The organism is Salinivibrio siamensis (assembly GCF_001996005.1).
GTDB classification, from domain to species: Bacteria; Pseudomonadota; Gammaproteobacteria; order Enterobacterales; family Vibrionaceae; genus Salinivibrio; species Salinivibrio siamensis.
This window is the reverse complement of sequence record NZ_MUFB01000019.1, coordinates 39,081-63,210: the sequence shown is the minus strand read 5'-3', so window position 1 is coordinate 63,210 and position 24,130 is coordinate 39,081. Positions and strand designations below refer to the sequence as shown.

Sequence of the window (24,130 nt, the reverse complement as noted above, 5' to 3'; positions counted from 1 at the left end):
GCCTTATGGTGAATAAAGTTTAATAAAAACCACTAAAAATGAATTAAATTTAAAAATGGTGCAGTTTTTATACAAAAACGCACAAGCAACGAGGCTTGTGCGTTAGTTGTGTTGTAGCGGGGGCTAGCTATCTGGGTGAGAGAAGCGGTCTCTTACGTGACGCGCAAAGCCGCTACCTGCCTCTTGATAGATATTAAAGGCTTCATCCACACCGAGTGCTTTGAGTTGATCAAGCTCATCTTGATATTTGGCAATGGCGGCGACTTTACCACTGAATTGTGTTTGTCGAATTTGCTCGAGTGCCAACGTATTGGCATGGCTGTGAGGCATGGCCAGTAAAATGAGCGAGATATTGCCATCAGACACGGCTCGTGACCAAAAGTCGGGGTCGGTGGCATCGCCCAAAATAACACGTCGTCCTTCTTGCTGATGACGTGTCACCGAGTCTTCTCGTGTGTCAATCCCCACAATAGGTTGGTGATGGGTGGTGGCAAGCTCGTCATAGGCACCTGAGCCAATCCGGCCCATCCCCAGCACCAAGATGCTGGCATCCCCCAGATTGATTTGTTGGTCACTGGGGTGAAGTTTGTCGGGGGCACGCTCAGGTAGCCAGCGTGATGCCCATCCATACAGCTGATTGCTAAAGGTATTGAGTGGTGCGGAAAAGGCAAAACTGAGTGATACCGCAATGGCGATGGAAACCAAGATCGGGCCTGGCATCAGTCCTGTTTTATACGCCAAGCCACCGACAATGAGCCCAAACTCACTGAAGTTGAATAAGGTGAGCGTGGTAAATAAGGCCGTACGAACTCGATACCGAAAGCCGTTGACGATCCAGTAGTAGAGTACGCCCTTGATGGGCAGTAGCAACATCAAGATCAGCGCAAAACTGAAGCTTTGCCAAGTAGGCTGTTCGGACAGTCCAATGTTGAGGAAAAAGCAAACCAGAAAAAGCTCTTTCATGTTAAACAGTGACTTGGCCATTTCAGATGCACGTGGGTGACTGGCAAGCAGCATACCGAGAATAAGCGCGCCCAAGTCGGGCTTAATGCCGACGGCCTCAAACAGCCCCGCACCAGCTACAAGGGCGAGGAATACGGCATAAAGAACCAACATTTCACCGTGGCCTGCCTTGTCCAAAAGCTTACCCAATAGAGGTTTTAGCAGAGGTAAACCAAAGAGGAGGAGAGCGGTAAGCTCTGGCGTTTTGCCCGATGTGGCGGTGAGGAAAATCACTGCAAAGATATCTTGCATGATCAGCATACCGATGGCCAAGGTGCCATAGGTGGCATTAAGCTCACCTTTTTCTTGCAGCGCTTTGATGGCAAAGACGGTGCTAGAAAACGATAGCGCGAAGCCAAGCAGCAGCATTTCAGACACACTCATGCCTGACAGCATAGGAATGCTCAGTGCTTTAAGGCCCATTAGCGCCAAGGTAAAAAACGCGGTTGTCAGGACGTTATGGGCCGTGGCTCCAAACCATATTTCTTTGGCAAGCAGGGTTTTGACATCAAGTTTTAAGCCGATGGTAAACAGCAGCAATGTGACACCTAGGTCCGCCAGTTGACTGATCACCGGTGTCGATTGATAACCCATGGCATGCAGAACAAAGCCTGCAATTAGAAAGCCAACTAAGGGGGGAAGGTGGCAACGCATTAACGCATAGCCACTGATAAATGCGGCAGAAATAAAAACCAGTTCCATATCTTGTACTTATTCTAAAGTTGAGTGAGACAAGGCATTGTCGGTAACGTGGCTATAATGTACACGTTTTGTGGCCAATATGTGAATGTAAAATAAGGAAGCGTGAGAAAAGGGGGGGTGGAGGCAAGATGAGGTGGTGACTTACCTAACCGCTGGCTGACCAACGGTTAGGTCTTAACGTCTCGGCCGGTTTTAACGGCGATGCTTAACGACATGTTTAACCACGAAACATGTCAAGCCAAGCAGTGACAGACTACTCCTCCAGCAGCTCCTGCAAGAGCTCACCATTAAGCATCGCCCGCTTGACTAAGGAGAACGCGGCCATTGTAGGCTGAGCCTCCAGGTTTGCGCTGACAATCGCCAGCTTTTCGTGGAAGCTTGGCAGTGATTGATTCTCTACACAGCGCTCAATGGCAGGAAATACCACACTTTTCGCCGCGGTAATTTTTCCTGCAATCACCACTAGCTGTGGATTAAACAGGTTGACAGTCATCGCGATCGCTTTACCCAGGTGATTGCCCACTTTCACCAACACTTGGCGCGCCAATTCATCACCTTGCTCGGCAGCTTGGCAAATCGCTTCGATGGTCAAACTTTGATCGTAACTGAGGCTACTAGGGTGCCCTTGCGCAAGCAACTGTTGGGCGTGCTCAATGATGGCTTCGTTCGACGCCACGGTTTCTAAACAGCCAAAGTTGCCACACTGACACTTTTTACCCAATGGATCGATCTGCACATGACCAAGCTCACCGACATTCCGATTATGGCCAAGAAAGATTTGCCCATTTACGATGATCCCCGCGCCAGTGCCATGATGCACGCTGACTAGCATAGAATCATAGTAGTCTTGGCTAGCGCCAAAATAGTGCTCGGCCAATGCTTGCCCGCGGATATCATTACCAACAAAAGCTTGTACACCAAATTCTTCGCGCAAGGTGTCAGCAAGTGCAAGTTGTTTAATATTGATGTTGGGCATGTATTCGACCACCCCTGAATCAGGGTCAACCAAGCCAGGCATCACCACGGATATGGCAATCAACTCTCTGAGCACCTGTTGGTGCTTTTCCAAAAACTGGCTGACGATATAAATCAAGCCTTGAACAAGTTCGTCCTGATCATGGTACTGGAAGGTTTCGCCGTGTTCGGCCAAAGAGGCACCACTTAAGTCATACAAAGACAACTCAATAAAATGGCGACCCAGTCGTACCGCAAGGGTATGAAAGGGCGCACACTCGGTGGTGAGAGAAATGGCACGACGTCCGCCTGTCGACGCTTGTTGTGCCACTTCTTTAATCAGGCCTCTTTCTAGCAGTTGGCGGGTTATTTTCGTCACACTTGCCGGTGCCAATCGGCTTACATCGGCAATTTGTATGCGTGAAATAGGCCCTTGTTGATCAATTAATCGATAAACGGCAGCTCCGTTAAGTTGCTTTACAAGATCGACATTCCCGATTTTTCCGCCAGTCATAGGTGTCCTAGCTTTGTAGATATTGTCCGTTTACGATCGTCGCTTGAACATTGATTGCACGGTCGAAAATGGCAAGATTCGCAATTTTCCCCGGACGAATGCTGCCATAGTGTTGTTCGATACCGATTGCGCGAGCGGGATAGAGCGTAGCCATCCGCAAAGCTTCATCCAAGGCGATCCCTACATGCTCAACACTGTTATAAATTGCTTTATCCATTGTCAGTGCTGAGCCGCCAAGTGTGCCATTTTCATCAACACACTTACCGTCACGGTAATATACTTTCTTACCTACAAAAATAAAGTGATCCATGTCGGCTCCTGCTGGTGCAACAGCATCCGTAACCAACACTAATTTCTCACCTTTTACTTTATGTGCGAGACGAATATTAGGGTACGAGACGTGAAAGCCGTCAGCAATTACACCAGTGTAGACATCAGGTGTATCGTAGATGGCACCGACGACACCTGGCTCACGGCCTGAAATAGAGGTCATTGCGTTAAACAGGTGCGTGGCAAAGGAAATGCCGTGGGTAAAGCCTTGCTTAGCTTGTGCGTAAGTGGCATTGGTATGGCCAGCAGAGACCACGATACCAGCTTGCTTCAGGGCTTGAATATGCGACGCGGGTGCCAGTTCAGGCGCGAGGGTGACTTTGGCAATCACATCCGCATTTTCGCATAAGTAGTTGATCATCTCATCGTTGCTTGGGCGAATATAGTCAGCGCTGTGTATCCCCTTTTTCTCGATATTCAAATAAGGGCCTTCAAGATGTAACCCCAGCGCCTGATGGGGCTGCTGTTTTTGGTACGCACGCATGGCGTTGATGGCGGCTTGCATATCGGTATCAGAGCTAGTGATCAGGGTGGGGAGAAAGTTGGTGCAACCTGATTTAAGGTTAGCCTGATGCATGGTCGCGATGGTGTCAGGGGTAATGGCATCATTAAACATCACGCCGCCACAGCCATTAAGCTGAAGGTCAATGAAGCCTGGGCTGACTAATGCACCGTCGAGCGCGCGAGTGGCAATATCATTGGGCAGGGCGTCTTGTCGACAGACGGCGTCAATCAGGCCTTCTCTAATCACGATGGCATGATCATCCAACACCTCATGGCCAGTAAAAATCCGGCAGTGGGTTAACGCATACATGCTTCAATTCCTTATAAATGGTGTATATTTTGGGCTTCAAGCTCTTGAAAATACTTCACAGTTTTTACTTTTAGTTCTGCTGTTGAAGGTGCATCGCACACAATCATCGCTTTTGGGTGCAGTTGTAGCGCTGATACTGTCCATAAGTGGTTTACTGACCCTTCTACCGCGGCCTCAAGTGCCTGGGCTTTGTTGTGTCCTGTCACCAAGATCATGACTTCTTCTGCATCTAATAAGGTGCCGACACCAATAGTGAGCGCATGCTTAGGTACTTGATTGATATCATTATCAAAAAAGCGAGAGTTTGCCACACGGGTATCCTCGGTCAAGGTTTTGATCCGTGTTCTTGAGGCTAATGATGACGCGGGTTCATTAAACGCAATATGACCATCGTTACCCACACCACCCATAAAGAGATGGATTTTGCCGTATGCCTTGATTTTTTCTTCATAGCGTTGGCACTCGGCATCGACATCGGTCGCATTGCCATCAAGCAAGTTGATGTTTTTTTCTTGAATATCAATATGGTTAAAAAAGTTTTGGTACATAAAGGTACGATAGGCTTGTGGGTGATCAGCAGGGATCCCACAGTATTCGTCCATATTAAAGGTCACCACGTGCTTGAAGCTGACTTCACCTTGCTGGTGGAGCTTTATGAGTTGCTTATAGGTGTTGAGTGGCGTCCCCCCCGTGGRTAAACCCAGAACAAAGGGATGCTCAGCGCTTGGGACAAATTTGTTGATGGTATCGACGATGTAACGTGCCGACCAAGTTTATTTATTTTCATCATAAAATAAGTTTTATGATCAGGCTAACAATTTTCTCTGTATATGGGGTGGTTTGGTGATGATTCTCACAAATAATGCGGGTTTAATTTGCGAGGCGAATTTATTGACATAAACTGCAATTGACTAACATTGCTTTACAAAAGAAGTGATTTAAAAAAGTCCTTGGACAAGCGTCCAAGTTAGATGTCTAACCGCGTAGCGAGCGCTAGCGTGGTGGACACAGAAAAATATAAAGGGGGAACGACGGTGAATATTCTTGGTTATGCACAACGTATAGGTCGTGCGCTGATGGTACYGGTTGCGGTATTGCCAGCAGCTGCGATCTTGATGGGGGTCGGCTACTGGCTTGACCCAACTGGATGGGGTGGAAACAACGCCTTAGCTGCTTTCTTGATTAAATCAGGGGCAGCGATTATCGACAATATGTCAGTGTTATTTGCCATTGGTGTGGCGTATGGCATGTCAAAAGATAAAGACGGCGCCGCCGCTCTGGCAGGGTTTGTTGGCTTTATGGTTATCACTACACTCTGTGCGCCTGGTGCGGTGAGTCAAATTGGCTTGGTCGATATTTCAGTCGGCAACAATGAGCTTGCTTTTAGCAAAATCAACAACCAGTTTATCGGTATCTTGATCGGCGTGGTGTCCGCTGAGCTGTATAACCGCTACAGCGGGGTTGAATTGCCAAAAGCGTTGGCGTTCTTTAGCGGCAAGCGTTTGGTGCCTATTTTGGTCTCTGTTGTGGCGATCATCATCTCATTTGTATTGATGTTTGTCTGGCCTGTTCTTTTTGGTGGCTTGGTTCACTTTGGCGAAAGCATCACCAATCTGGGTGCCGCGGGTGCCGGTGTGTATGGCTTCTTTAACCGCCTACTTATCCCTGTTGGTCTGCACCACGCGCTTAACGCCGTGTTCTGGTTCGATACCGTCGGTATTAACGACTTGGGCCGCTTCTGGATGGGAGCACAAGGCCTTGAAACAGGCGAAGCGATTAAAGGGACCACAGGCATGTACATGGCAGGCTTCTTCCCCGTCATGATGTTTGGTCTTCCAGGTGCTGCACTTGCAATTTATCATACTGCGCGTCCTGAGAATAAAGCGCGTGTTGCGTCTATCATGATTGCCGCTGGCTTTGCGTCTTTCTTTACTGGGGTGACTGAGCCGCTCGAATTCTCATTCTTGTTTGTCGCACCTTTGTTGTTTGTGTTGCATGCGCTGTTAACGGGTATTGCATTGTTCATCGCCGCCACTTTCGACTGGACGGCAGGCTTCGGCTTCTCGGCAGGGTTAGTTGACTTGGTGTTGTCATCGAAAAACCCGGTGGCTAACCAGTGGTACATGCTACCTATTTTGGGCCTTGTGTTCTTTGCGCTCTACTATGTGTCATTCCGTGCCGCGATTTCAGCCTTGAACCTGAAAACGCCAGGCCGAGAAGATGACGCAGTAGAAAGTGCACCGGCGAGCGCCAATACGGGTGAAGCGAGCGATAATCGCGAACTGGCACGTAAGTACCTTAAAGCCCTTGGTGGTCATCAAAACCTCACATCAATTGATGCTTGTATTACCCGTCTGCGTTTGTCGGTTGCCGACCGCGAGGTGGTTGATGAAGCGAAATTGAAAGCGATTGGGGCGATGGGGGTCGTCAAGCTTGGCGAGAATAACTTGCAGGTCATTCTTGGCCCCCTAGCAGAAATCATTGCCGGTGAACTGAAACAAATCCCAGAAGATGAAGATTTGTCAAACGTCGCGCTGCCTTAAATGGGGTACAGCTCCACAATAATCTGAACAACGCGCCCAGCTAACAGCTGGGCGTTTTTTTAGGTGGTTGTCACCACTTTCGAGCAAAAAAGTAACAAATAGGCCTGCACCGCGATGACAATGACAACAACGGGTTGAGTCACAGCGCGGAATAGGAGATCATAGTGCCTATGTAGCTTTAAAATTCGCATTTTTGATACGAGGTAACCTTGATGAGTGATGCTGAAGCTCGTCCCACCAACTTTATTCGCCAAATCATTGATAAAGACTTGGCGGAAGGGAAACACACAGCGGTCGTGACACGTTTCCCGCCTGAGCCGAATGGCTATTTGCACATCGGCCATGCCAAATCAATTTGTTTGAACTTCGGGATCGCACAAGACTATCAGGGTGAATGTAACCTGCGTTTTGATGATACCAATCCAGAAAAAGAAAACGTGGAATACGTTGAATCTATCAAGCGTGACGTCCAATGGTTGGGCTTTGACTGGGCAGGAGAGGTGCGTTACTCCTCAAACTACTTTGACAAGCTTTATGGCTACGCGGTTGAGCTGATTGAAAAAGGGTTGGCATACGTTGAAGAGCTGACGCCCGACGAGATCAGAGAGTATCGTGGCACATTGACCGAGCCGGGCAAGCACAGCCCTTATCGTGAACGCTCGGTTGAAGAGAATTTGGCACTGTTTGAAAAAATGCGAGCGGGTGAGTTTGCCGAAGGTAAGGCCTGTTTGCGTGCTAAAATCGATATGGCGTCCCCCTTTATGGTGATGCGGGATCCGGTTTTATACCGTGTTCGTTTTGCGCATCATCATCAGACGGGTGACAAGTGGTGCATTTATCCAATGTACGACTTTACCCATTGCATTTCAGATGCACTGGAGGGGATCACGCATTCTCTATGTACCCTCGAATTTCAAGATAACCGACGCCTATACGATTGGGTATTGGAAAACATCACTATCGACTGTACGCCGCACCAATATGAGTTCAGCCGCTTGAATCTCGAGTATACCGTGATGTCTAAACGTAAGCTGAACCAACTGGTGGAGGAGCAGTTAGTAAACGGTTGGGATGACCCGCGTATGCTGACTATTTCAGGCTTGCGTCGTCGGGGTTACACGCCTGCCTCCATTCGTGAGTTTTGTCAGCGTATTGGTGTGACTAAGCAAGATAACACCATTGAAATGAGTGCGCTTGAATCTTGCGTGCGTGATGACTTAAACGAAAATGCACCACGCGCCATGGCGGTGCTCGATCCCATTAAACTGGTGATTGAAAACAAAGCCGATGACGTGGAGTGGCTTGATGCACCCAACCATCCCAATCAGCCAGAGATGGGGACGCGCCAGGTGCCATTTTCGCGCGAGATCTGGATTGAGCGCGAAGACTTCCGTGAATCAGCCAACAAGAAGTACAAGCGACTGGTACTAGAGAAGGAAGTACGTTTGCGCAATGCCTACGTGGTAAAAGCGGAGCGTTGTGAAAAAGACGATGAGGGCAATATTACCACTGTATATTGCAGCTATGATCCAGACACCCTCGGTAAAGATCCTGCCGATGGGCGAAAAGTGAAAGGCGTGATCCATTGGGTTTCTGCGGCTGAGGCGTTACCCGCTGAATTCCGATTGTATGACCGCTTATTTACGGTGCCAAATCCGGCCAGCGCGGACAACTTCGCGGAAACCATTAATCCTGAGTCGTTACAGGTACAGCATGGCTTTGTCGAGCCAAGCATGCAAAATGCGCCTGTCGAAAAGGGCTATCAGTTTGAGCGTACAGGCTATTTTTGTGTAGATAATAAAGATAGCCGTAAGGATGCGCTTGTCTTCAACCGGACGGTGAGCTTACGTGATACCTGGGCGAAGATAGAAGGTAAATAATAAAAAGCCGGCGTGATTATCACGCCGGCTTTTTAAGACACATATGACTTATTTAGTCAGCGTTGTGAATGGATGGATCGGCTTTGCAGTCACCTTCCTGACAGTGGCCATACAAATACAAACTATGATTTGTTAGTTGCACATTAAAGCGCGCGGCGATTTCTTTCTGACGCTCTTCAATCAAATCATCAGAAAATTCAATCACTTTACCGCAGTCAAGGCAGACCAGATGATCATGATGATGCTGGGTCGCCAGTTCAAATACGGACTTGCCGCCTTCAAAGTGGTGACGCGTGACAATGCCTGCATCATCAAATTGGTTCAGTACGCGGTACACGGTCGCTAGGCCAATTTCTTCACCTAGATCGATTAATTTCTTATACAGGTCTTCGGCACTGATGTGCTGGCAATCTGGCTGTTGCAGCACTTCTAGGATCTTGAGCCGTGGAAGGGTGACTTTGAGCCCAGCTTGCTTCAACGCCTGGTTATTGTCTGACATGTGTATCTACCTGTTTTCTGCCTGAGTTAAGACAGTTGGATTAGCAAGGAAAATATCTTATAAGCCTATCAAAATTGCACTGCTCTCGCTACTCTCGACATGCGTTCTCAGGGGGAAAATTGATCATTTGTGGTTGCATCAATGTTTACGAGATGTAAATATTATCTGGTTAGACCAGATAAGGATGTCAACTTACATGTATCGCTTCTACAAACCACGTATTGTTAAGTGGGCACTTAACAGCTGGCCACCTTTTTGGGGCGCAGGGATCCATATTGACGCCATTAGCCAGGATTTTAAATGCGTCAACATGCGCTTGAAGCTCCGCTGGTGGAATAAAAATGCCAATCGTACCCAGTATGGCGGTAGCATCTTCTCTTTAACCGATCCTGTTTATGCGCTCATGTTAATGGGTATTCTCGGTCCCCAGTACCATGTTTGGGACAAGCAAGCAGATATCAATTTTATTAAGCCGGGAACGACGGACTTATACGCAGATTTCGTGATCAGTGATGCGGTATTAACCGATATTCAACAACAAGCAGGACGAGGCGATAAGGTGCTGCCTGAGTTTGTTGTCCACGTCAAAGACGCGCATGGCGAGGTGGTTGCTGAAGTAAGGCGTACACTTTATGTGAGAAAAAAACGCCAGTATCGAGATATAGCCAGCAAACAAGCCGCATGATCGGCTCGTTGTGCGCCGGTTAGATAAAAAACGCCAAGGTTGAGTACCCTTGGCGTTTGATAAGCCAGACTTAGTCTTCAAGCTCTGCTAGACACATTTCTTCGTAAACTTGTTTCACCCACTTGCTCACACGCTTGTCGGTCAATTCAGGCTGGCGATCTTCATCCACACACAAGCCAACAAAATGGTTGTCATCAACCAATGCTTGTGAAGCTTCAAATTCATACCCCTCAGTTGGCCAATGACCAATGATGGTCGCGCCTTTCGCTTCAATGATGTCGCGGACGGTGCCCATGGCATCACAGAAGTATTCTGCGTAATCTTCCTGGTCGCCGCAGCCGAAAATAGCCACGAGTTTTGTTGAGAAGTCAATTTGCTCTAACTCTGGGAAAAAGTCATCCCAGTCGCACTGTGCTTCACCGTAATACCATGTTGGAATACCGATCAGCAGCAAATCGAAGTTATCAATATCTTCTTTGCTGCTCTTCGCGATATCCTGCACGTGAACCATTTGCTTGCCTAACTGCTTTTGAATGGTTTTTGCAATTGCTTCCGTGTTTCCCGTGTCACTACCAAAGAAGAGACCTACACTCGCCATATAAAAAACACCCGTTTTGTCAGTGGGTTGCTGTTTGCAACTAACTCGAATTAAAGAAAAAGCGTCGCTTTTTCAAACCTATATGATTAACCAGTGACTTCAGTGCTAGGGTTAGCCGATGCCGACCCCTTCCCAAACCAACTGAATCACACCTTTTACGATAAAGCCGACACAGCCTAGTGTGAGCACAAACCAGACGATCCGTCGGCCGAATACTGGCACATTGCCCTCACGTAACACGTCTTTAATTGCCATGCCGATAAAAAAGAAAATCGCGGCGAAGACGAGATCTAGACCTATTTTCTCGAGCAATTGAAAGTGCTCGTAAAGCATGCGTGCCTCCATTGAGCACCGACTTATGCGGCGCAATATATCACAAGGGTCACTTAACTGTTAACGCTCGCTCGGCATTAAAAAACGTTCTATGACGCTGGCAACCACCGCCGGTTTTTCAGCATGTAGCCAATGACCCGTGCCTGCCACCATATGCGCTTTTGAATGAGGAAACTGAGCGACAATGGCCTTGCGGTGGTCTGGCAGAATGTATTCAGAGTTCTGCCCTTTGACAAACAGAGTTGGGCCCGAATACTGGCCAAACTCTGTCCATCCCATGATGTCACGATAGCCGTGATAAAGATTATCAATATTGAAGCGCCAGGCGTAGTGACCGTGATCGGTTTTATAGAGTGATTTCAATAAAAATTGGCTCACGCCTGGATTTTCGATCGATTCATTCATAATGGTTTGCGCTTGTTGGCGGCTTTCCAGTGTCACCCTTTGTGTCTGATGCAATGCCTTGAAAACATTGTCATGGCGATTAACTTGATAATCGACTGGGGCAATATCCATCACTACTAATTGTTCTACGCGCTCAGGGAAACGCTGAGCGACGGCCATCGCCACTTTACCCCCCATTGAGTGACCGACGATGATGGCTGACTCAAGCTGTTGTGCATCCATCCATGCGACCACGGCATCAGACTGGCTTTGATAATCTGTGCACTCTGTATGATAGGATCGACCATGGTTAGGTAGATCAATTTGGTAGACACAAAAATGATCGGCCAGTGTCTTTGCTAGCCCGCCTAAATTATCGAGATCACCGAATAAACCGTGGATCAATACGAGCGGTGAGCCCTCACCGCGAGACTTTCCGTTTAACAACACGTTGCTTTTCTCTCAGATTACTGGCTTTAACGTAGAGTATACCTATCTATCTCTGTATAATCGCCCCGTTAAACGATAAACAGGACGCGATGAAAAACAATGAAGACGATAGAGGTTGACGACGATCTATACCGGTATATTGCCAGCCAAACTCAGCATATTGGCGAAAGCGCATCAGACATCCTGCGTCGCTTACTGCTGTCGGACTCGGCACCGCAGCCCACTCAGGCTGCGCCGACGACGCCCTCTCGTTCTAGCGGTATTGTTGTCAGTAAAGATGCTGGGCGCAGTGCGTCCGTCGATCGTGTCAAAGCGATGCGAACGTTATTGATTTCAGATGAGTTTGCGGCCCAAGAACGAGCGATTGGCCGCTTTATGCTGATCCTCACCACCTTATACCGTGTTGACCAACAAGGATTCGCAGATGGTATGGCGCTAAAAGGGCGCACCCGTCTGTATTTTGCCGATAATCCACAAACCTTATTAGAAAGCGGCAAAACCACCAAACCCAAGCAGATTCCAGACACCCCTTTTTGGGTCATCACCAACACGAATACTGGCCGTAAGCGTCAGATGGTGGAGCAGCTTATGGAAAAAATGCAGTTCCCGAGTGATTTGACTGAGAAGGTTGTGAACGCGATTTAATCTATGCCACTCATGGGAGAAGAGAATTATGGCAGTGCATCCTCAAGCCGGACAGCGCGCGAATCCGCAAGATTTGTGTGATATCCCGGCGCTTGTGACGCGTTTTTTCCAGGCTCAACCACGTCCAGGTCATCCGTCGCAACGTGTTGCGTTTGGGACGTCAGGACACCGTGGAAGCGCGTTGAACACCACGTTTAACCGCGATCATATTTTGGCGATTGCACAAGCAATTTGTGATGAGCGCAGCGCGCGCGGCATTTCTGGCCCTGTCTTTGTGGGAAAAGACACTCATGCGCTTTCAGTACCAGCATTCGATGCCGTGGTTGAAGTGTTAACGGCCAATCACGTTACGGTGATTGGCCAAGCTGAGCAAGGGTATACACCCACCCCAGGGGTATCGCAGCAGATACTCGCCTACAACCGCGCGCATGACGCGAAAGCGGACGGGATTGTCATCACTCCCTCGCACAACCCACCGCAAGATGGGGGCATCAAATACAACCCGCCCCATGGTGGACCCGCCGAAGGCGAAATCACGAAAGCAATAGAAACGCGAGCGAATCACTATATTGAAACCCATCTCGTGGGTGTTAAACGCTCGGAGATTGATGCGGCGATGCACAGTGACTATTACCAAGCGCAAGATCTTGTGACGCCATATGTCTCTGGGCTGGACAAGGTTGTTGATATCGAGGCTATTCAAAAAGCGGGTTTAAAACTTGCGGTTGATCCTTTGGGGGGCGCAGGGATCCGCTATTGGCAGCAAATTGCCGCGCATTATCAACTGGATATTACCCTGATTAACGATCACGTCGACCCAACGTTTGGCTTTATGCCGCGCGATAGCGATGGCGTGATTCGTATGGATTGCTCGTCTGCATACGCAATGGCCGGACTATTGGCGTACAAAGATGATTATGATTTGGCATTTGGCAATGATCCAGACTTTGATCGCCACGGCATCGTGACCCCCGAAGGATTGATGAACCCGAATCACTATTTAGCCGTGTGCATCGATTATTTGTTCCGCCACCGTCCGCAATGGTCAGCCGATTTAGGCGTGGGTAAGACCCTGGTGTCCAGTGCGATCATTGATAAGGTGGTTGGCGATCTCGCCCGTCCGCTGGTTGAAGTGCCCGTCGGCTTTAAATGGTTTGTGCCTGGCTTGAGTGAAGGAACGCTTGGCTTTGGCGGTGAAGAAAGTGCCGGTGCCTCATTCTTAACCTTTGATGGGCAGCCATGGTCAACGGATAAAGATGGTATCATTCTTTGCTTACTGGCAGCAGAAATTCTGGCGGTAACGGGGCTTACGCCGCAGGCGTATTATCAAAAACTTGCCCACAAGCACGGTGATCCGTCGTATAACCGATTACAAGCGGTTGCCAATGCAGCGCAAAAGCAGGTGCTCAGTCAGCTCAGCCCCGAGATGGTGACGGCAGAGAGCTTGGCGGGCGATACCATCACCGCCAAACTGACGCATGCGCCGGGGAATGGAGCCGCCATCGGAGGACTGAAAGTGGTCACGGAATTTGGTTGGTTCGCTGCGCGCCCATCAGGGACAGAAGATATTTATAAAATCTACTGTGAAAGCTTTAAAGGTGATGATCACTTGCGTTTGATTGAGCAAGAAGCGCAACAAATTGTTGACCGCGTGTTCAACGCTCAAGGCGTTTAGCGCATCTCGTCGTGACGCTGTAGTTGAAAACGCGTACAGACAATGTGCGCGTTTTTTATTTCAAAGCGGGTAACGCGGGTATCGTCTCTGGCCAGTCGCGGGGTACCACGAACCAAGGGGTGAGTGAGTCATCTAACAAGTGGCAGGTGCGAGATAGCTCATCAAGTGATGCGCGTTCGAGCTTGGGCAAATCAGCGAAAGCGGGCAGTGACAACCACTGGTCGCGGGCCAATACGGCAAATTCCCTGTCTGTTGGTAATGCATCTGGCCAACACCACCATCCCCCAATGCTGTCATGATTGACGGGTGGCCACTCTGGTAGGGGCTGCTCGCCATGATGATAATGGCGGTACAACCTTCCTTGCACCATTAAACGCTTCTCACTTGGTTGCCAGTGTGGGTATTGCTGACAGAAGCTTGGGTGGCTGGACAGCGCCAATTGGTGGTCAAGCATTCGCGCCACTTTGATATCCAATGCATCCTTGGCATTGGGGCCTAACCAACGGTTGTCATAGGCGAGGTAGAATTTTACCGCTACCTCCCAGTGCTCTAGTTGCCCCTGATATCTGACTAAAAAGTCGATGGCACCTCGCGTCTTGCCGCCTTCATTAATTTGTATTTCCTCAGCTTCTAACCCCAAATGCGGGTGACAATCAATGAGCTGAGTGAGCAGCCACTGATAGTAAAAGCCGATACGCTTTGGTCCCTTATAGGGCGAGGGAGATGGCAGTAATTTGTGTTGCCAAAGATGATGAGGCACAACCGGGAAGTGCTTGTCGCTGAGTAGTGAGAACTGATTTTGTAACCAGCTAAAGTCGGCATTGATTTGATCTTGGTTGCTAAATAGCGGATCGGTGTCACTCATGATGTAATTTTATTACCTTGTTAAAAGACTGTTAAAGCTGAATCTGGTAATTTTTGGGTGAAAAATAACCATTTATGTAGTAAAAAAACAAAACGGGTGGTACACTACGTCCATACTTGCAAACTGGTCAGATGAGTGAGGTTGATTATGTATACACCGTTCGATAAAACCCGTGTTGTGTTGCGCCGCTGCGCGGTTGTGATCGCGGGCATCACTTGCCTGCCAACACTGATTGTGCCGCCAATGGCATCGCGTTTATATAGCCATTTACATCAAGTCTGGCTTAAAGACAGCACCAAGCCAGTCTGGTTAGCTGAGTCGGAAAAGGTCGGTGGTTTTTTCTAACCCACCTTTACCTCATCAAGGCTTAGCCTATCGTATAAGCCATAAATACGTATAGATGCAGCCGAACAGATAGGTAGCGATTAGATAAGCGGTGAGCCATTCGTGCTCGCCGCTTTTTTTATTTTTGCTTGTCAGGTTACACTGTTGCCATTGTCTCGCAAGTGGATGTGAATGCTATGAATAATTTTGAACTGGAAGCATTGCTCAACGCCGAACTAAAACCGGATAGCATCAAAGACTACAGCCCGAACGGACTGCAAGTGCAAGGGCGTGATGAGGTTCAAACCGTCGTCACAGGGGTGACGGCTTGCCAAGATCTTATTGATGCAGCGATTGAGCAGAATGCGGATGCCATCCTGGTGCACCATGGTTACTTCTGGCGCGGCGAACCACAGCAAATTCGCGGCATGAAGTACCAACGTATCAAGATGTTGATTGAACATGGCATCAATCTATACGGTTATCACTTGCCTTTGGATATTCACCCGACGCTGGGTAACAACGCGCAACTTGCCAAACGTTTAGGCATTGAGCTGCTTGGGGGACTGGAGCCTGACAACCCTGTCTCGATTCCTGTTTATGGAAAGCTTTCAACGCCCATGACGTTGGCTCAGTTTGAGCAACAAGTGGCCACGGTGCTTAACCGGACACCCCTTGTGATTGACGGTGGCCAACAAACGCGGATTGAAACCGTCGGGCTGTGTACTGGTGGCGCGCAAGATTTTATCGACTTGGCCGCTTCACAAGGGATGGATGCGTATCTGTCGGGTGAGATTTCTGAGCGCACAACCTTTTCGGCGCGCGAGCAGGGTGTGCATTATATCGCGGCAGGGCATCACGCGACTGAGCGTTATGGCGTGAAAGCGCTAGGGGAGTGGCTTGCCCAGCAGCATGGTTTGAATGTGCACTTTATTGATATCGACAATCCAGCGTAACGCCTAGGCGTTGAGGCTAAGTGCGATAAAAGGTAGACGCAGCAATGTGATAACCTTCTGATAATAAAGAAAAAGCCGCCTGTTGGCGGCTTTGTTATATGACATTCGCGGCTTAACTGCGCTTGTCCATCGGCGTAAACTCGCGTTGCGTATAGCCTGTGTAAAGCTGACGCGGGCGCCCAATACGCTTGTGTGGGTCGGTATGCATTTCATTCCAGTGAGCAATCCAACCAATGGTACGAGACATCGCGAAGATCACTGTAAACATCGACGTGGGAATCCCGATCGCTTTCAGGATAATGCCTGAATAGAAATCAACGTTCGGATAAAGTTTCTTATCGATAAAGTAATCATCTGACAATGCGATGCGTTCTAGCTCCATCGCTACATCAAGCAGTGGGTCCTGTATTTGTAACTCATTGAGCACTTCGTGACAGGCTTCACGCATCACGGTTGCGCGAGGATCGTAGTTCTTGTAGACGCGGTGACCAAAGCCCATCAGGCGGAATGGATCATCTTTGTCTTTCGCGCGAGCAATATACTCAGGAATGTTATCAACATGCCCGATTTGCTCAAACATACGCAAGCACGCTTCATTCGCACCGCCGTGGGCGGGTCCCCATAACGAGGCAATCCCTGCCGCAATACAGGCAAATGGGTTCGCACCTGACGAGCCCGCAAGGCGTACTGTTGATGTGGATGCGTTTTGTTCGTGATCGGCGTGCAGCGTGAATATTTTATCCATTGCACGCGCAACCACAGGGTTGACCTCATACTCTTCGCATGGCGTGGCGAACATCATATGTAGGAAGTTCTCCGCGTAGTCGAGGTCGTTACGTGGATAAATAAATGGCTGCCCGATCGAGTACTTGTAACACATTGCAGCCAATGTTGGCATTTTCGACAGTAAACGGAACGCCGTGATTTCACGGTGTTGATCGTTGTTGATGTCGAGAGAGTCGTGATAGAACGCGGCCAGTGCACCTACAACCCCGACCATTACGGCCATTGGGTGAGCGTCACGGCGGAAGCCGTGGAAGAAGCTTGCAATCTGTTCATGCACCATGGTGTGGCGCACGATCATTGAGCGAAACTCATCGTATTGCTTTTGGGTAGGGACTTCACCGTAGAGCAGGATATAACAGACTTCTAAATAATCAGCGTTATTGGCAAGTTGATCTATCGGGTAACCGCGGTGCAGCAATACGCCGGCTGCGCCATCGATGTAGGTGATTTGCGAATTGCACGAACCCGTTGCGACAAAGCCAGGATCAAAGGTGAAATAGCCTTCGTTTACCAGCTGGCGCACATCAATGACTTCTGGACCGACGGTGCCCTCGATAATCGGCAGTTCGATTGGTGCTTTCCCTTCGATATGTAGGGTAGCTTTCTTCTCTGCCATAACAATCTCCTTTGTTATTTTATAATCCCATCCAGGATACGGACTCGACCGTTGTACCGATCGACCCTAATGATGTCAATTTTTAACCTATCGATGTGTGCGTCAGTTAATAACTTATTTGCAATGCGAGTTAAATATCTGTTGTGAGATTCCGGTCAATTTTGTGCGTTTGTAATTGTCTGTTACGCCACGTATACTTTTTCGAGGTCTCTGGGCAAATCAGTATCCTAGAGCGTTTAGGGGCTCAAACACCTTTCCTAACTGACGTGATCCATTCGCCAAGAATTGCAGTTATAAGCAATAAGGTACATGAAGCGCGTTACGCAGATGTTGCAGGTCTTACGCTTTGAGTACTGAGGTTCAGAGAGTGTAATAACTATAAATGCTCAATGGAGCTGAGTGGGCAATATCGTGAAAGAAAGAAAGTCAAGACCCGTAAACCTCGACCTCCAGACGATTCGTTTCCCGATAACAGCGATTGCGTCTATATTGCATCGAGTGGCAGGTGTCATCACCTTTGTCTCGATCGCCATCCTCCTATGGCTGCTTAGCCTGTCTCTCTCTTCTCCTGATGGATTTCAATCCGCTGCTGCCATTGTCGATAGCTTTTTCGTCAAACTGATCCTTTGGGGCATTTTGACGGCGCTGGCGTATCACATTGTTGGCGGGATCCGTCATTTGATCCAAGACATGGGTTATTTTGAAGAGCTGGAGTCTGGCGCGCAAAGTGCGCAGGTTGCATTTGTTATCACTGGCGTGTTGTCTGTGTTGGCGGGGGTTTTAGTATGGTAACTAAAAACATCTCATCGGTCGGGCGCAATGGTGTGCACGACTATGTGCTGATTCGCGCCACTGCGATTCTCATCACACTTTACACACTTTATATGGTCGGTTTTGCCGTTTTTGGTCCTGAGATTACGTATGCCTCATGGACAGCGTTTTTCGGCCAGACCAGTACCAAAGTCTTTACCATGTTAGCCCTGGTCTCCGTGCTGATTCACGGCTGGATCGGAATGTGGCAAGTATTGACTGATTATATCAAGCCAGCCTTGCTGCGTGGCATGTTGCAACTGGGCGTTGTGGCCATGCTACTGATCTATGTTTTCGCCGGTTTCTTTGTATTGTGGGGTGTGTAAGTGAGTATTCCAGTTCGCGAATTTGACGCAATTGTCATTGGCGCAGGTGGCGCAGGTATGCGCGCCGCACTGCAAATATCAGAGCAGGGCCTAACCTGTGCACTGTTATCTAAAGTGTTTCCAACTCGTTCGCACACTGTGTCCGCGCAGGGTGGGATTACGGTAGCACTGGGTAACTCGCACAAGGACAACTGGCAATGGCACATGTATGACACGGTGAAAGGGTCGGATTATATTGGCGACCAAGATGCCATTGAGTACATGTGTAAGACAGGCCCTCAATCTGTGATTGAGCTTGAAAAAATGGGGCTGCCATTTTCTCGCTTCGAAAACGGATCCATCTATCAACGCCCGTTTGGTGGCCAGTCCAAAGAGTTTGGTGGCGAGCAAGCAGCGAGAACGGCAGCGGCTGCTGACCGGACCGGGCACGCACTGCTGCACACCTTGTATCAACAGAATATTAAAAACAAGACCACGATCTTCTCTGAATGGTATGCGCTTGATTTGGTTAAAAACCAAGACGGTGTAATCGTTGGTGCCACGGCCATGTGTATGGAAACTGGGGAGATTTGCTACTTCAAATCCAAAGCAACCGTGTTGGCGACAGGTGGCGCTGGTCGTATCTATCAATCAACCACCAATGCGCATATCAATACCGGTGACGGTGTTGGTATGGCGCTGCGCGCAGGTGTGCCAATGCAAGATATGGAAATGTGGCAATTCCACCCCACAGGCATTGCTGGAGCGGGTGTATTGGTGACGGAAGGTTGTCGTGGTGAAGGCGGTTATCTGCTCAATAAAGATGGTGAACGCTTTATGGAGCGTTACGCCCCCAATGTGAAAGATTTGGCAGGGCGTGACGTGGTGGCGCGTTCAATGATGATCGAGATTCGAGAAGGGCGTGGCTGTGACGGCCCATGGGGCCCACACCTCAAATTGAAGCTCGATCACCTTGGCAAAGATGTGCTCGAGTCTCGTCTACCCGGTATTCTTGATTTGTCACGTACCTTTGCGCACGTCGATCCTATCAAAGAACCGATTCCGGTGATCCCAACCTGTCACTACATGATGGGAGGCATTCCAACACAAGTGTCTGGCCAAGCAATCAAGCAAGACCCGCTCGGCAACGACATTGAAGTACAAGGTTTGTTTGCCTGTGGCGAGATTGCCAGCGTGTCTGTTCACGGTGCCAACCGCTTGGGCGGCAACTCATTGCTCGACTTGGTTGTCTTTGGCCGAGCGACCGGCCTGCACCTTGGCGAGACACTCGCCGCGCAAGTAGAAGCGCGCGATGCGAGCGAGTCAGACATTGAGGCGTCACTGGCACGGGTTAATCGTTGGAATAACACCCAGCAGGGTGAAGACCCGGTTGAGATCCGCAAAGATTTGCAAGCTTGTATGCAAGAAAACTTCTCTGTGTTCCGAGAAGGCGAGGCGATGGAAAAAGGGCTGAAAGAGCTGAAGGAAATTCGTGAACGCCTTAAGTCGGCGCGTCTTGATGATACGTCAACCGAGTTCAACACCCAGCGTGTCGAATGTTTGGAGCTGGAGAATTTGATGGAAACCGCGTATTCAACGGCGGTATCAGCCCATTATCGTACTGAAAGCCGTGGCGCACATGCGCGTTTCGACTATCAAGACCGCGATGATGAAAACTGGCTATGCCACTCCATCTATAACCCAGAAACCGAAGCCATGTCGAAGCGCGACGTCAATATGGCGCCAGTGCACCGTGAGGCTTTCCCACCGAAAGTCCGCAGTTACTAAGGGGGTCGAGAACGATGAATGTTAAGTTTTCTATCTATCGCTACAACCCAGATGTAGATAATGCGCCATACATGAAAGACTACACGCTGGATGTGCCTGAAGGGTCTGACATGATGCTGCTGGATGCGCTCATTCAGCTTAAAGAGCAAGATCCTACTTTGGCTTTCCGTCGCTCGTGCCGTGAAGGTGTCTGTGGTTCTGACGGCGTCAATATGAACGGTAAAAATGGCCTGGCATGCATCACGCCGCTGTCCTCACTGATGGACAAGTCCGAAATCGTGATTCGTCCGCTACCCGGTCTACCGGTGGTGCGTGATCTTATTATTGATATGGGGCAGTTCTATGAGAACTATGAGCGTGTCAAACCCTACCTGATGAATGATGAAACGCCACCGTCGCGAGAGAACTTGCAAGCGCCGGAAGATCGTGCGGAACTTGATGGCTTGTATGAGTGCATTATGTGTGCATGTTGCAGTACCGCATGCCCTTCATTTTGGTGGAACCCTGACAAGTTTGTTGGTCCAGCGGGCTTGCTTGCCGCTTACCGTTGGCTGGCGGATAGCCGTGACACAGCGACCGAAGAGCGGTTATCTGATCTAGACGACGCTTTTAGTGTCTTCCGTTGCCACGGGATCATGAACTGTGTCAGTGTATGTCCAAAGGGACTGAACCCAACCAAGGCAATTGGGCATATCAAGTCTATGCTGATTCAGCGCGGCGTTTAAAACGCTGAACCAATAACGTAGAAAAAAATGCCCCGTCCTCGGACGGGGCTTAATAACAGGTAACCCGGCCTCAGACCGGTGTTTGGATAAATAACTAGTGGTTAAGGGATAACAATGCAAAATGGCGTGATGAAGGCTTGGTTAGAGTCTTCTCATTTGGCTGGCGCCAATGCAACGTACGTAGAAGACCTCTACGAAATGTACCTCAGTGACCCGGAGTTAGTTGATCAAGAATGGAGAGCGGTTTTCGACCAGCTGCCAGTGGTAAGTGATACCGCGGTAGAACAACCTCACTCTCGTGTTCGTGATTACTTTCGACGCTTAGCTACCGATACATCGCGTGCAAGTGCTTCAGTCAATGATCCAGATGTAGACGCGAAACAAGTCAAAGTTCTTCAACTGATTAATGCTTTTCGTTTCCGCGGCCACCAACAGGCCAGCCTAGACCCTCTCGGGTTATGGAAACGTAAACCTGTACCTGATCTGTCACCTGCTTTTCACTCTCTCAATGAGCAGGATTTCAACGAAACTTTTAATGTCGGCTCATTTGCGATTGGTAAAGACAATATGCAATTGGGCGAGCTGTATGATGCGCTTGAGAAGACCTATTGTGGGTCTATCGGTGCAGAATACATGCACATTACCGATACCGAAGAAAAGCGCTGGATCCAAGGTCGCCTGGAGTCTGTGGTTGGACAGCCGCAGTTTAGCGAAGAAGAAAAGCTCACCTTTTTAGAAGAGCTCACCGCAGCTGAAGGCCTCGAACGCTATCTTGGTGCCAAATTCCCCGGCGCTAAGCGGTTCTCTCTTGAAGGCGGTGATTCGCTGATCCCGATGCTGAAAGAGCTGATTCGCCACGCGGGTAGCGAAGGCGCACGAGAAGTGGTGGTCGGAATGGCTCACCGTGGGCGCCTCAATGTGTTGGTAAACGTATTAGGTAAGAAACCGTCCGAGCTTTTTGATGAGTTCGCGGGTAAACAAGACGAGAGTTGGGGAACAGGGGATGTGAAATATCACCAAGGCTTCTCGTCTGATTTCGCGACACCGGGGGGTGATGTTCACCTTGCGTTGGCGTTCAACCCCTCACACCTTGAGATTGTGAACCCGGTGGTGATGGGATCAGTGCGTGCTCGCCAAGACCGACTGGAAGATAATACCGGCTCGAGTGTCCTCCCTATCACCATCCACGGTGATGCCTCTATCGCCGGGCAAGGGGTGGTACAAGAGACCTTCAACATGTCGCAAGCGCGAGGCTTCCAAGTAGGCGGCACCGTGCGCATCGTGGTCAATAACCAAATTGGGTTTACCACGTCGAATCCGGCTGATTCACGCTCGACGCAATACTGTACAGACATCGCTAAGATGGTGCAGGCGCCGATTTTCCACGTCAATGCAGATGATCCCGAGGCGGTTGCTTTTGTATCGCGCTTGGCGCTCGATTTTCGCAACGAGTTTAAGCGTGATGTGGTGATTGACTTAGTCTGTTACCGTCGCCATGGCCACAACGAAGCGGATGAGCCCAACGCGACTCAGCCGATGATGTACCAAAAGATCAAAAAGCATCCTACTCCGCGTAAGTTGTACGCCGATATATTGGATCAACAAGGGGTCGCTAATCTCGAAAAAGCCACTGAGATGATCAATGAGTATCGTGACCTTCTCGATAGTGGTGAGTGTGTGGTGAAAGAGTGGCGCCCAATGGTGTTGCATTCTGTCGACTGGACGCCCTATCTAGGCCACGATTGGACGGTAGAGTGGGCGAATAAGTTCGATGCTAAGCGTCTGAAAGAGCTGGGTCATCGCATTTGCCAGTTGCCGGATAGCCATAAACTCCACAGCCGTGTTGCCAAGCTCTACAAAGATCGCAAAGCGATGGTAGAAGGCGAAAAGATGGTTGATTGGGGGATGGCTGAGACCCTTGCTTATGCCACTTTGGTTGATGATGGCAAACGTATCCGCATTACGGGTCAAGACTCAGGTCGCGGCACCTTCTTCCACCGTCATGCGGTGCTCCACAACCAAGAAGATGGCAGCACGTATTTGCCACTTGCGAATATCCATGACAAACAAGGCCCATTCGAGATCTTCGATTCCGTGTTATCGGAAGAAGCGGTACTGGCGTTTGAGTACGGTTACGCCACCGCTGAGCCAGGCGGTTTAACCGTGTGGGAAGCACAATTTGGTGACTTCGGCAATGGTGCGCAAGTGGTGATTGATCAGTTCATCAGCTCTGGTGAACAAAAATGGCGCCGCATGTGTGGCCTGACCATGCTGCTTCCTCATGGCTATGAAGGGCAGGGCCCCGAGCACTCGTCAGCACGTTTAGAGCGTTATCTGCAACTGTGTGCTGAGCAAAATATGCAGGTTGTGGTGCCATCAAGCCCCGCGCAGGTTTATCACATGTTGCGCCGGCAAGTGGTGCGCCCAATGCGTCGTCCTTTGATCGTTATGTCACCGAAGTCGCTGTTACGTCACCCACTGTGTGTGTCTAACTTGGAAGATTTAACCGAGGGTGATTTCCTACCAGCGATTGGTGAAATGGACGATCTTGAGCCAAGCAAGGTGAAACGCGTCGTGATGTGCTCGGGCAAAGTTTATTATGATTTGCTACAAGCACGCCGAGAGCAAGAGATTGATGACGTTGCCATTATCCGTATTGAGCAACTTTATCCATTCCCTCTGGACGCGGTTAAAGACGCGATTGCGCCTTATAGCAATGCGAAAGACTTTGTTTGGTGCCAAGAAGAGCCACAAAACCAAGGGGCGTGGTACAGCAGCCAGCACAACTTCCGTGCTGCTTTACCGCAAGATGCCACATTGACCTATGCCGGACGCTCGGCATCCGCATCACCTGCGGTAGGTTATATGTCTGTACACCAGAAACAACAAAAAGCGTTAGTTCAAGACGCTCTGACCCTAAAGTAAGAACTAGAACATTAAGGATAAA

21 protein-coding genes and 1 pseudogene are annotated in these 24,130 nt (G+C 49.3%); 12 read left to right on the top strand and 10 right to left on the bottom strand.

Features of this window, described 5'->3' with window-relative positions; translation table 11 throughout:
- Nucleotides 1-123 precede the first annotated feature (123 nt).
- From BZG73_RS11235 to nagB, 4 genes and pseudogenes are all read right to left on the bottom strand, one after another.
- A complete protein-coding gene (locus tag BZG73_RS11235) occupies nt 124-1,704 on the bottom strand; it encodes a cation:proton antiporter family protein (RefSeq protein WP_077668329.1) in 1,581 nt (526 codons plus the stop codon).
- A gap of 253 nt (nt 1,705-1,957) precedes the next feature.
- Entirely contained in the window at nt 1,958-3,172 is a 1,215-nt protein-coding gene (gene nagC / locus BZG73_RS11230) for a DNA-binding transcriptional regulator NagC (protein ID WP_077668328.1), read from the bottom strand.
- Nucleotides 3,173-3,179: 7 nt separating this feature from the next.
- Nucleotides 3,180-4,316, bottom strand: coding sequence for an N-acetylglucosamine-6-phosphate deacetylase (gene nagA, locus BZG73_RS11225; RefSeq protein WP_077668327.1), 1,137 nt, complete (start codon nt 4,314-4,316; stop codon nt 3,180-3,182).
- Between the two features lie 11 nt (nt 4,317-4,327).
- A pseudogene (gene nagB / locus BZG73_RS11220) lies at nt 4,328-5,086 on the bottom strand (glucosamine-6-phosphate deaminase); the annotation flags it as partial.
- Nucleotides 5,087-5,350: 264 nt separating this feature from the next.
- On the opposite strand from nagB, the gene nagE reads away from it, so the two are divergent.
- On the top strand, nt 5,351-6,859 hold the full coding sequence (gene nagE / locus BZG73_RS11215) for an N-acetylglucosamine-specific PTS transporter subunit IIBC (protein ID WP_077668333.1): 1,509 nt from the start codon (nt 5,351-5,353) through the stop codon (nt 6,857-6,859).
- 212 nt (nt 6,860-7,071) lie between these two features.
- Nucleotides 7,072-8,739 (top strand): glutamine--tRNA ligase, encoded by a 1,668-nt coding sequence (glnS, locus tag BZG73_RS11210; RefSeq protein WP_069361400.1) that lies wholly within the window; start codon nt 7,072-7,074, stop codon nt 8,737-8,739.
- Nucleotides 8,740-8,791: 52 nt separating this feature from the next.
- Here the strand turns inward: glnS and fcrX are convergent, their stop codons facing one another.
- Nucleotides 8,792-9,238, bottom strand: a complete 447-nt coding sequence (fcrX, locus tag BZG73_RS11205; protein ID WP_069361401.1) for a ferric iron uptake transcriptional regulator FcrX — start codon at nt 9,236-9,238, stop codon at nt 8,792-8,794.
- Between the two features lie 196 nt (nt 9,239-9,434).
- On the opposite strand from fcrX, the gene BZG73_RS11200 reads away from it, so the two are divergent.
- Nucleotides 9,435-9,923: a DUF4442 domain-containing protein gene (locus BZG73_RS11200; protein ID WP_077668325.1), complete on the top strand. Its 489-nt coding sequence runs from the start codon at nt 9,435-9,437 to the stop codon at nt 9,921-9,923.
- Between the two features lie 70 nt (nt 9,924-9,993).
- Here the strand turns inward: BZG73_RS11200 and fldA are convergent, their stop codons facing one another.
- The 3 genes from fldA to BZG73_RS11185 all read right to left on the bottom strand — a co-directional run bounded on the left by fldA (nt 9,994) and on the right by BZG73_RS11185 (nt 11,688).
- Nucleotides 9,994-10,521, bottom strand: a complete 528-nt coding sequence (gene fldA / locus BZG73_RS11195) for a flavodoxin FldA (RefSeq protein ID WP_077668324.1) — start codon at nt 10,519-10,521, stop codon at nt 9,994-9,996.
- 111 nt (nt 10,522-10,632) lie between these two features.
- On the bottom strand, nt 10,633-10,854 hold the full coding sequence (locus BZG73_RS11190) for a DUF2788 domain-containing protein (RefSeq protein WP_021022467.1): 222 nt from the start codon (nt 10,852-10,854) through the stop codon (nt 10,633-10,635).
- A gap of 60 nt (nt 10,855-10,914) precedes the next feature.
- Nucleotides 10,915-11,688 (bottom strand): alpha/beta fold hydrolase, encoded by a 774-nt coding sequence (locus BZG73_RS11185; RefSeq protein WP_077668323.1) that lies wholly within the window; start codon nt 11,686-11,688, stop codon nt 10,915-10,917.
- 99 nt (nt 11,689-11,787) lie between these two features.
- Here BZG73_RS11185 and seqA point away from each other — a divergent pair, with 99 nt between their 5' ends.
- Entirely contained in the window at nt 11,788-12,333 is a 546-nt protein-coding gene (gene seqA, locus BZG73_RS11180) for a replication initiation negative regulator SeqA (protein ID WP_046073564.1), read from the top strand.
- Nucleotides 12,334-12,361: 28 nt separating this feature from the next.
- Complete coding sequence (gene pgm, locus BZG73_RS11175; protein ID WP_077638516.1) at nt 12,362-14,008, top strand: phosphoglucomutase (alpha-D-glucose-1,6-bisphosphate-dependent); 1,647 nt, start codon at nt 12,362-12,364, stop codon at nt 14,006-14,008.
- A 55-nt stretch (nt 14,009-14,063) separates the two neighbouring features.
- Here the strand turns inward: pgm and BZG73_RS11170 are convergent, their stop codons facing one another.
- On the bottom strand, nt 14,064-14,873 hold the full coding sequence (locus BZG73_RS11170; protein WP_077666125.1) for a DUF1853 family protein: 810 nt from the start codon (nt 14,871-14,873) through the stop codon (nt 14,064-14,066).
- A 147-nt stretch (nt 14,874-15,020) separates the two neighbouring features.
- Between BZG73_RS11170 and BZG73_RS11165 the strand changes: the two genes are divergently transcribed.
- Nucleotides 15,021-15,218, top strand: coding sequence for a DUF2517 family protein (locus tag BZG73_RS11165; protein ID WP_046073561.1), 198 nt, complete (start codon nt 15,021-15,023; stop codon nt 15,216-15,218).
- Nucleotides 15,219-15,394: 176 nt separating this feature from the next.
- The gene (locus BZG73_RS11160; protein ID WP_077579201.1) at nt 15,395-16,153 is read left to right on the top strand and encodes a Nif3-like dinuclear metal center hexameric protein; all 759 of its coding nucleotides are present in this window, start codon (nt 15,395-15,397) and stop codon (nt 16,151-16,153) included.
- A 112-nt stretch (nt 16,154-16,265) separates the two neighbouring features.
- On the opposite strand, the gene BZG73_RS11155 is transcribed toward BZG73_RS11160, so the two are convergent.
- On the bottom strand, nt 16,266-17,555 hold the full coding sequence (locus tag BZG73_RS11155; protein ID WP_046073559.1) for a citrate synthase: 1,290 nt from the start codon (nt 17,553-17,555) through the stop codon (nt 16,266-16,268).
- Nucleotides 17,556-17,954: 399 nt separating this feature from the next.
- On the opposite strand from BZG73_RS11155, the gene sdhC reads away from it, so the two are divergent.
- The 5 genes from sdhC (at nt 17,955) to sucA (ending at nt 24,108) form a co-directional block, all read left to right on the top strand.
- Nucleotides 17,955-18,347 (top strand): succinate dehydrogenase cytochrome b556 subunit, encoded by a 393-nt coding sequence (gene sdhC / locus BZG73_RS11150; protein ID WP_046073558.1) that lies wholly within the window; start codon nt 17,955-17,957, stop codon nt 18,345-18,347.
- Nucleotides 18,341-18,691 carry a succinate dehydrogenase, hydrophobic membrane anchor protein gene (gene sdhD, locus BZG73_RS11145; RefSeq protein ID WP_046073557.1) on the top strand — a complete coding sequence of 117 codons (351 nt, stop codon included), beginning with the start codon at nt 18,341-18,343 and terminating at the stop codon, nt 18,689-18,691. Before sdhC ends, sdhD begins: the two co-directional genes overlap by 7 nt.
- A complete protein-coding gene (sdhA, locus tag BZG73_RS11140; RefSeq protein ID WP_046073556.1) occupies nt 18,692-20,458 on the top strand; it encodes a succinate dehydrogenase flavoprotein subunit in 1,767 nt (588 codons plus the stop codon).
- Between the two features lie 14 nt (nt 20,459-20,472).
- Nucleotides 20,473-21,183 carry a succinate dehydrogenase iron-sulfur subunit gene (locus BZG73_RS11135; RefSeq protein WP_046073555.1) on the top strand — a complete coding sequence of 237 codons (711 nt, stop codon included), beginning with the start codon at nt 20,473-20,475 and terminating at the stop codon, nt 21,181-21,183.
- Between the two features lie 114 nt (nt 21,184-21,297).
- Nucleotides 21,298-24,108: a 2-oxoglutarate dehydrogenase E1 component gene (gene sucA, locus BZG73_RS11130; RefSeq protein ID WP_077668322.1), complete on the top strand. Its 2,811-nt coding sequence runs from the start codon at nt 21,298-21,300 to the stop codon at nt 24,106-24,108.
- The last annotated feature ends 22 nt before the right edge of the window (nt 24,109-24,130 follow it).

Coding starts and splice junctions, on each gene's coding strand:
- BZG73_RS11170 (WP_077666125.1), bottom strand. CDS start 14,873: ATGAGTGACACCGATCCGCTATTTAGCAACCAAGATCAAATCAATGCC.
- fldA (WP_077668324.1), bottom strand. CDS start 10,521: ATGGCGAGTGTAGGTCTCTTCTTTGGTAGTGACACGGGAAACACGGAA.
- BZG73_RS11155 (WP_046073559.1), bottom strand. CDS start 17,555: ATGGCAGAGAAGAAAGCTACCCTACATATCGAAGGGAAAGCACCAATC.
- pgm (WP_077638516.1), top strand. CDS start 12,362: ATGGCAGTGCATCCTCAAGCCGGACAGCGCGCGAATCCGCAAGATTTG.
- sucA (WP_077668322.1), top strand. CDS start 21,298: ATGCAAAATGGCGTGATGAAGGCTTGGTTAGAGTCTTCTCATTTGGCT.
- sdhD (WP_046073557.1), top strand. CDS start 18,341: ATGGTAACTAAAAACATCTCATCGGTCGGGCGCAATGGTGTGCACGAC.
- BZG73_RS11235 (WP_077668329.1), bottom strand. CDS start 1,704: ATGGAACTGGTTTTTATTTCTGCCGCATTTATCAGTGGCTATGCGTTA.
- nagC (WP_077668328.1), bottom strand. CDS start 3,172: ATGACTGGCGGAAAAATCGGGAATGTCGATCTTGTAAAGCAACTTAAC.
- seqA (WP_046073564.1), top strand. CDS start 11,788: ATGAAGACGATAGAGGTTGACGACGATCTATACCGGTATATTGCCAGC.
- BZG73_RS11200 (WP_077668325.1), top strand. CDS start 9,435: ATGTATCGCTTCTACAAACCACGTATTGTTAAGTGGGCACTTAACAGC.
- BZG73_RS11135 (WP_046073555.1), top strand. CDS start 20,473: ATGAATGTTAAGTTTTCTATCTATCGCTACAACCCAGATGTAGATAAT.
- BZG73_RS11165 (WP_046073561.1), top strand. CDS start 15,021: ATGTATACACCGTTCGATAAAACCCGTGTTGTGTTGCGCCGCTGCGCG.
- glnS (WP_069361400.1), top strand. CDS start 7,072: ATGAGTGATGCTGAAGCTCGTCCCACCAACTTTATTCGCCAAATCATT.
- fcrX (WP_069361401.1), bottom strand. CDS start 9,238: ATGTCAGACAATAACCAGGCGTTGAAGCAAGCTGGGCTCAAAGTCACC.
- BZG73_RS11190 (WP_021022467.1), bottom strand. CDS start 10,854: ATGCTTTACGAGCACTTTCAATTGCTCGAGAAAATAGGTCTAGATCTC.
- BZG73_RS11160 (WP_077579201.1), top strand. CDS start 15,395: ATGAATAATTTTGAACTGGAAGCATTGCTCAACGCCGAACTAAAACCG.
- nagA (WP_077668327.1), bottom strand. CDS start 4,316: ATGTATGCGTTAACCCACTGCCGGATTTTTACTGGCCATGAGGTGTTG.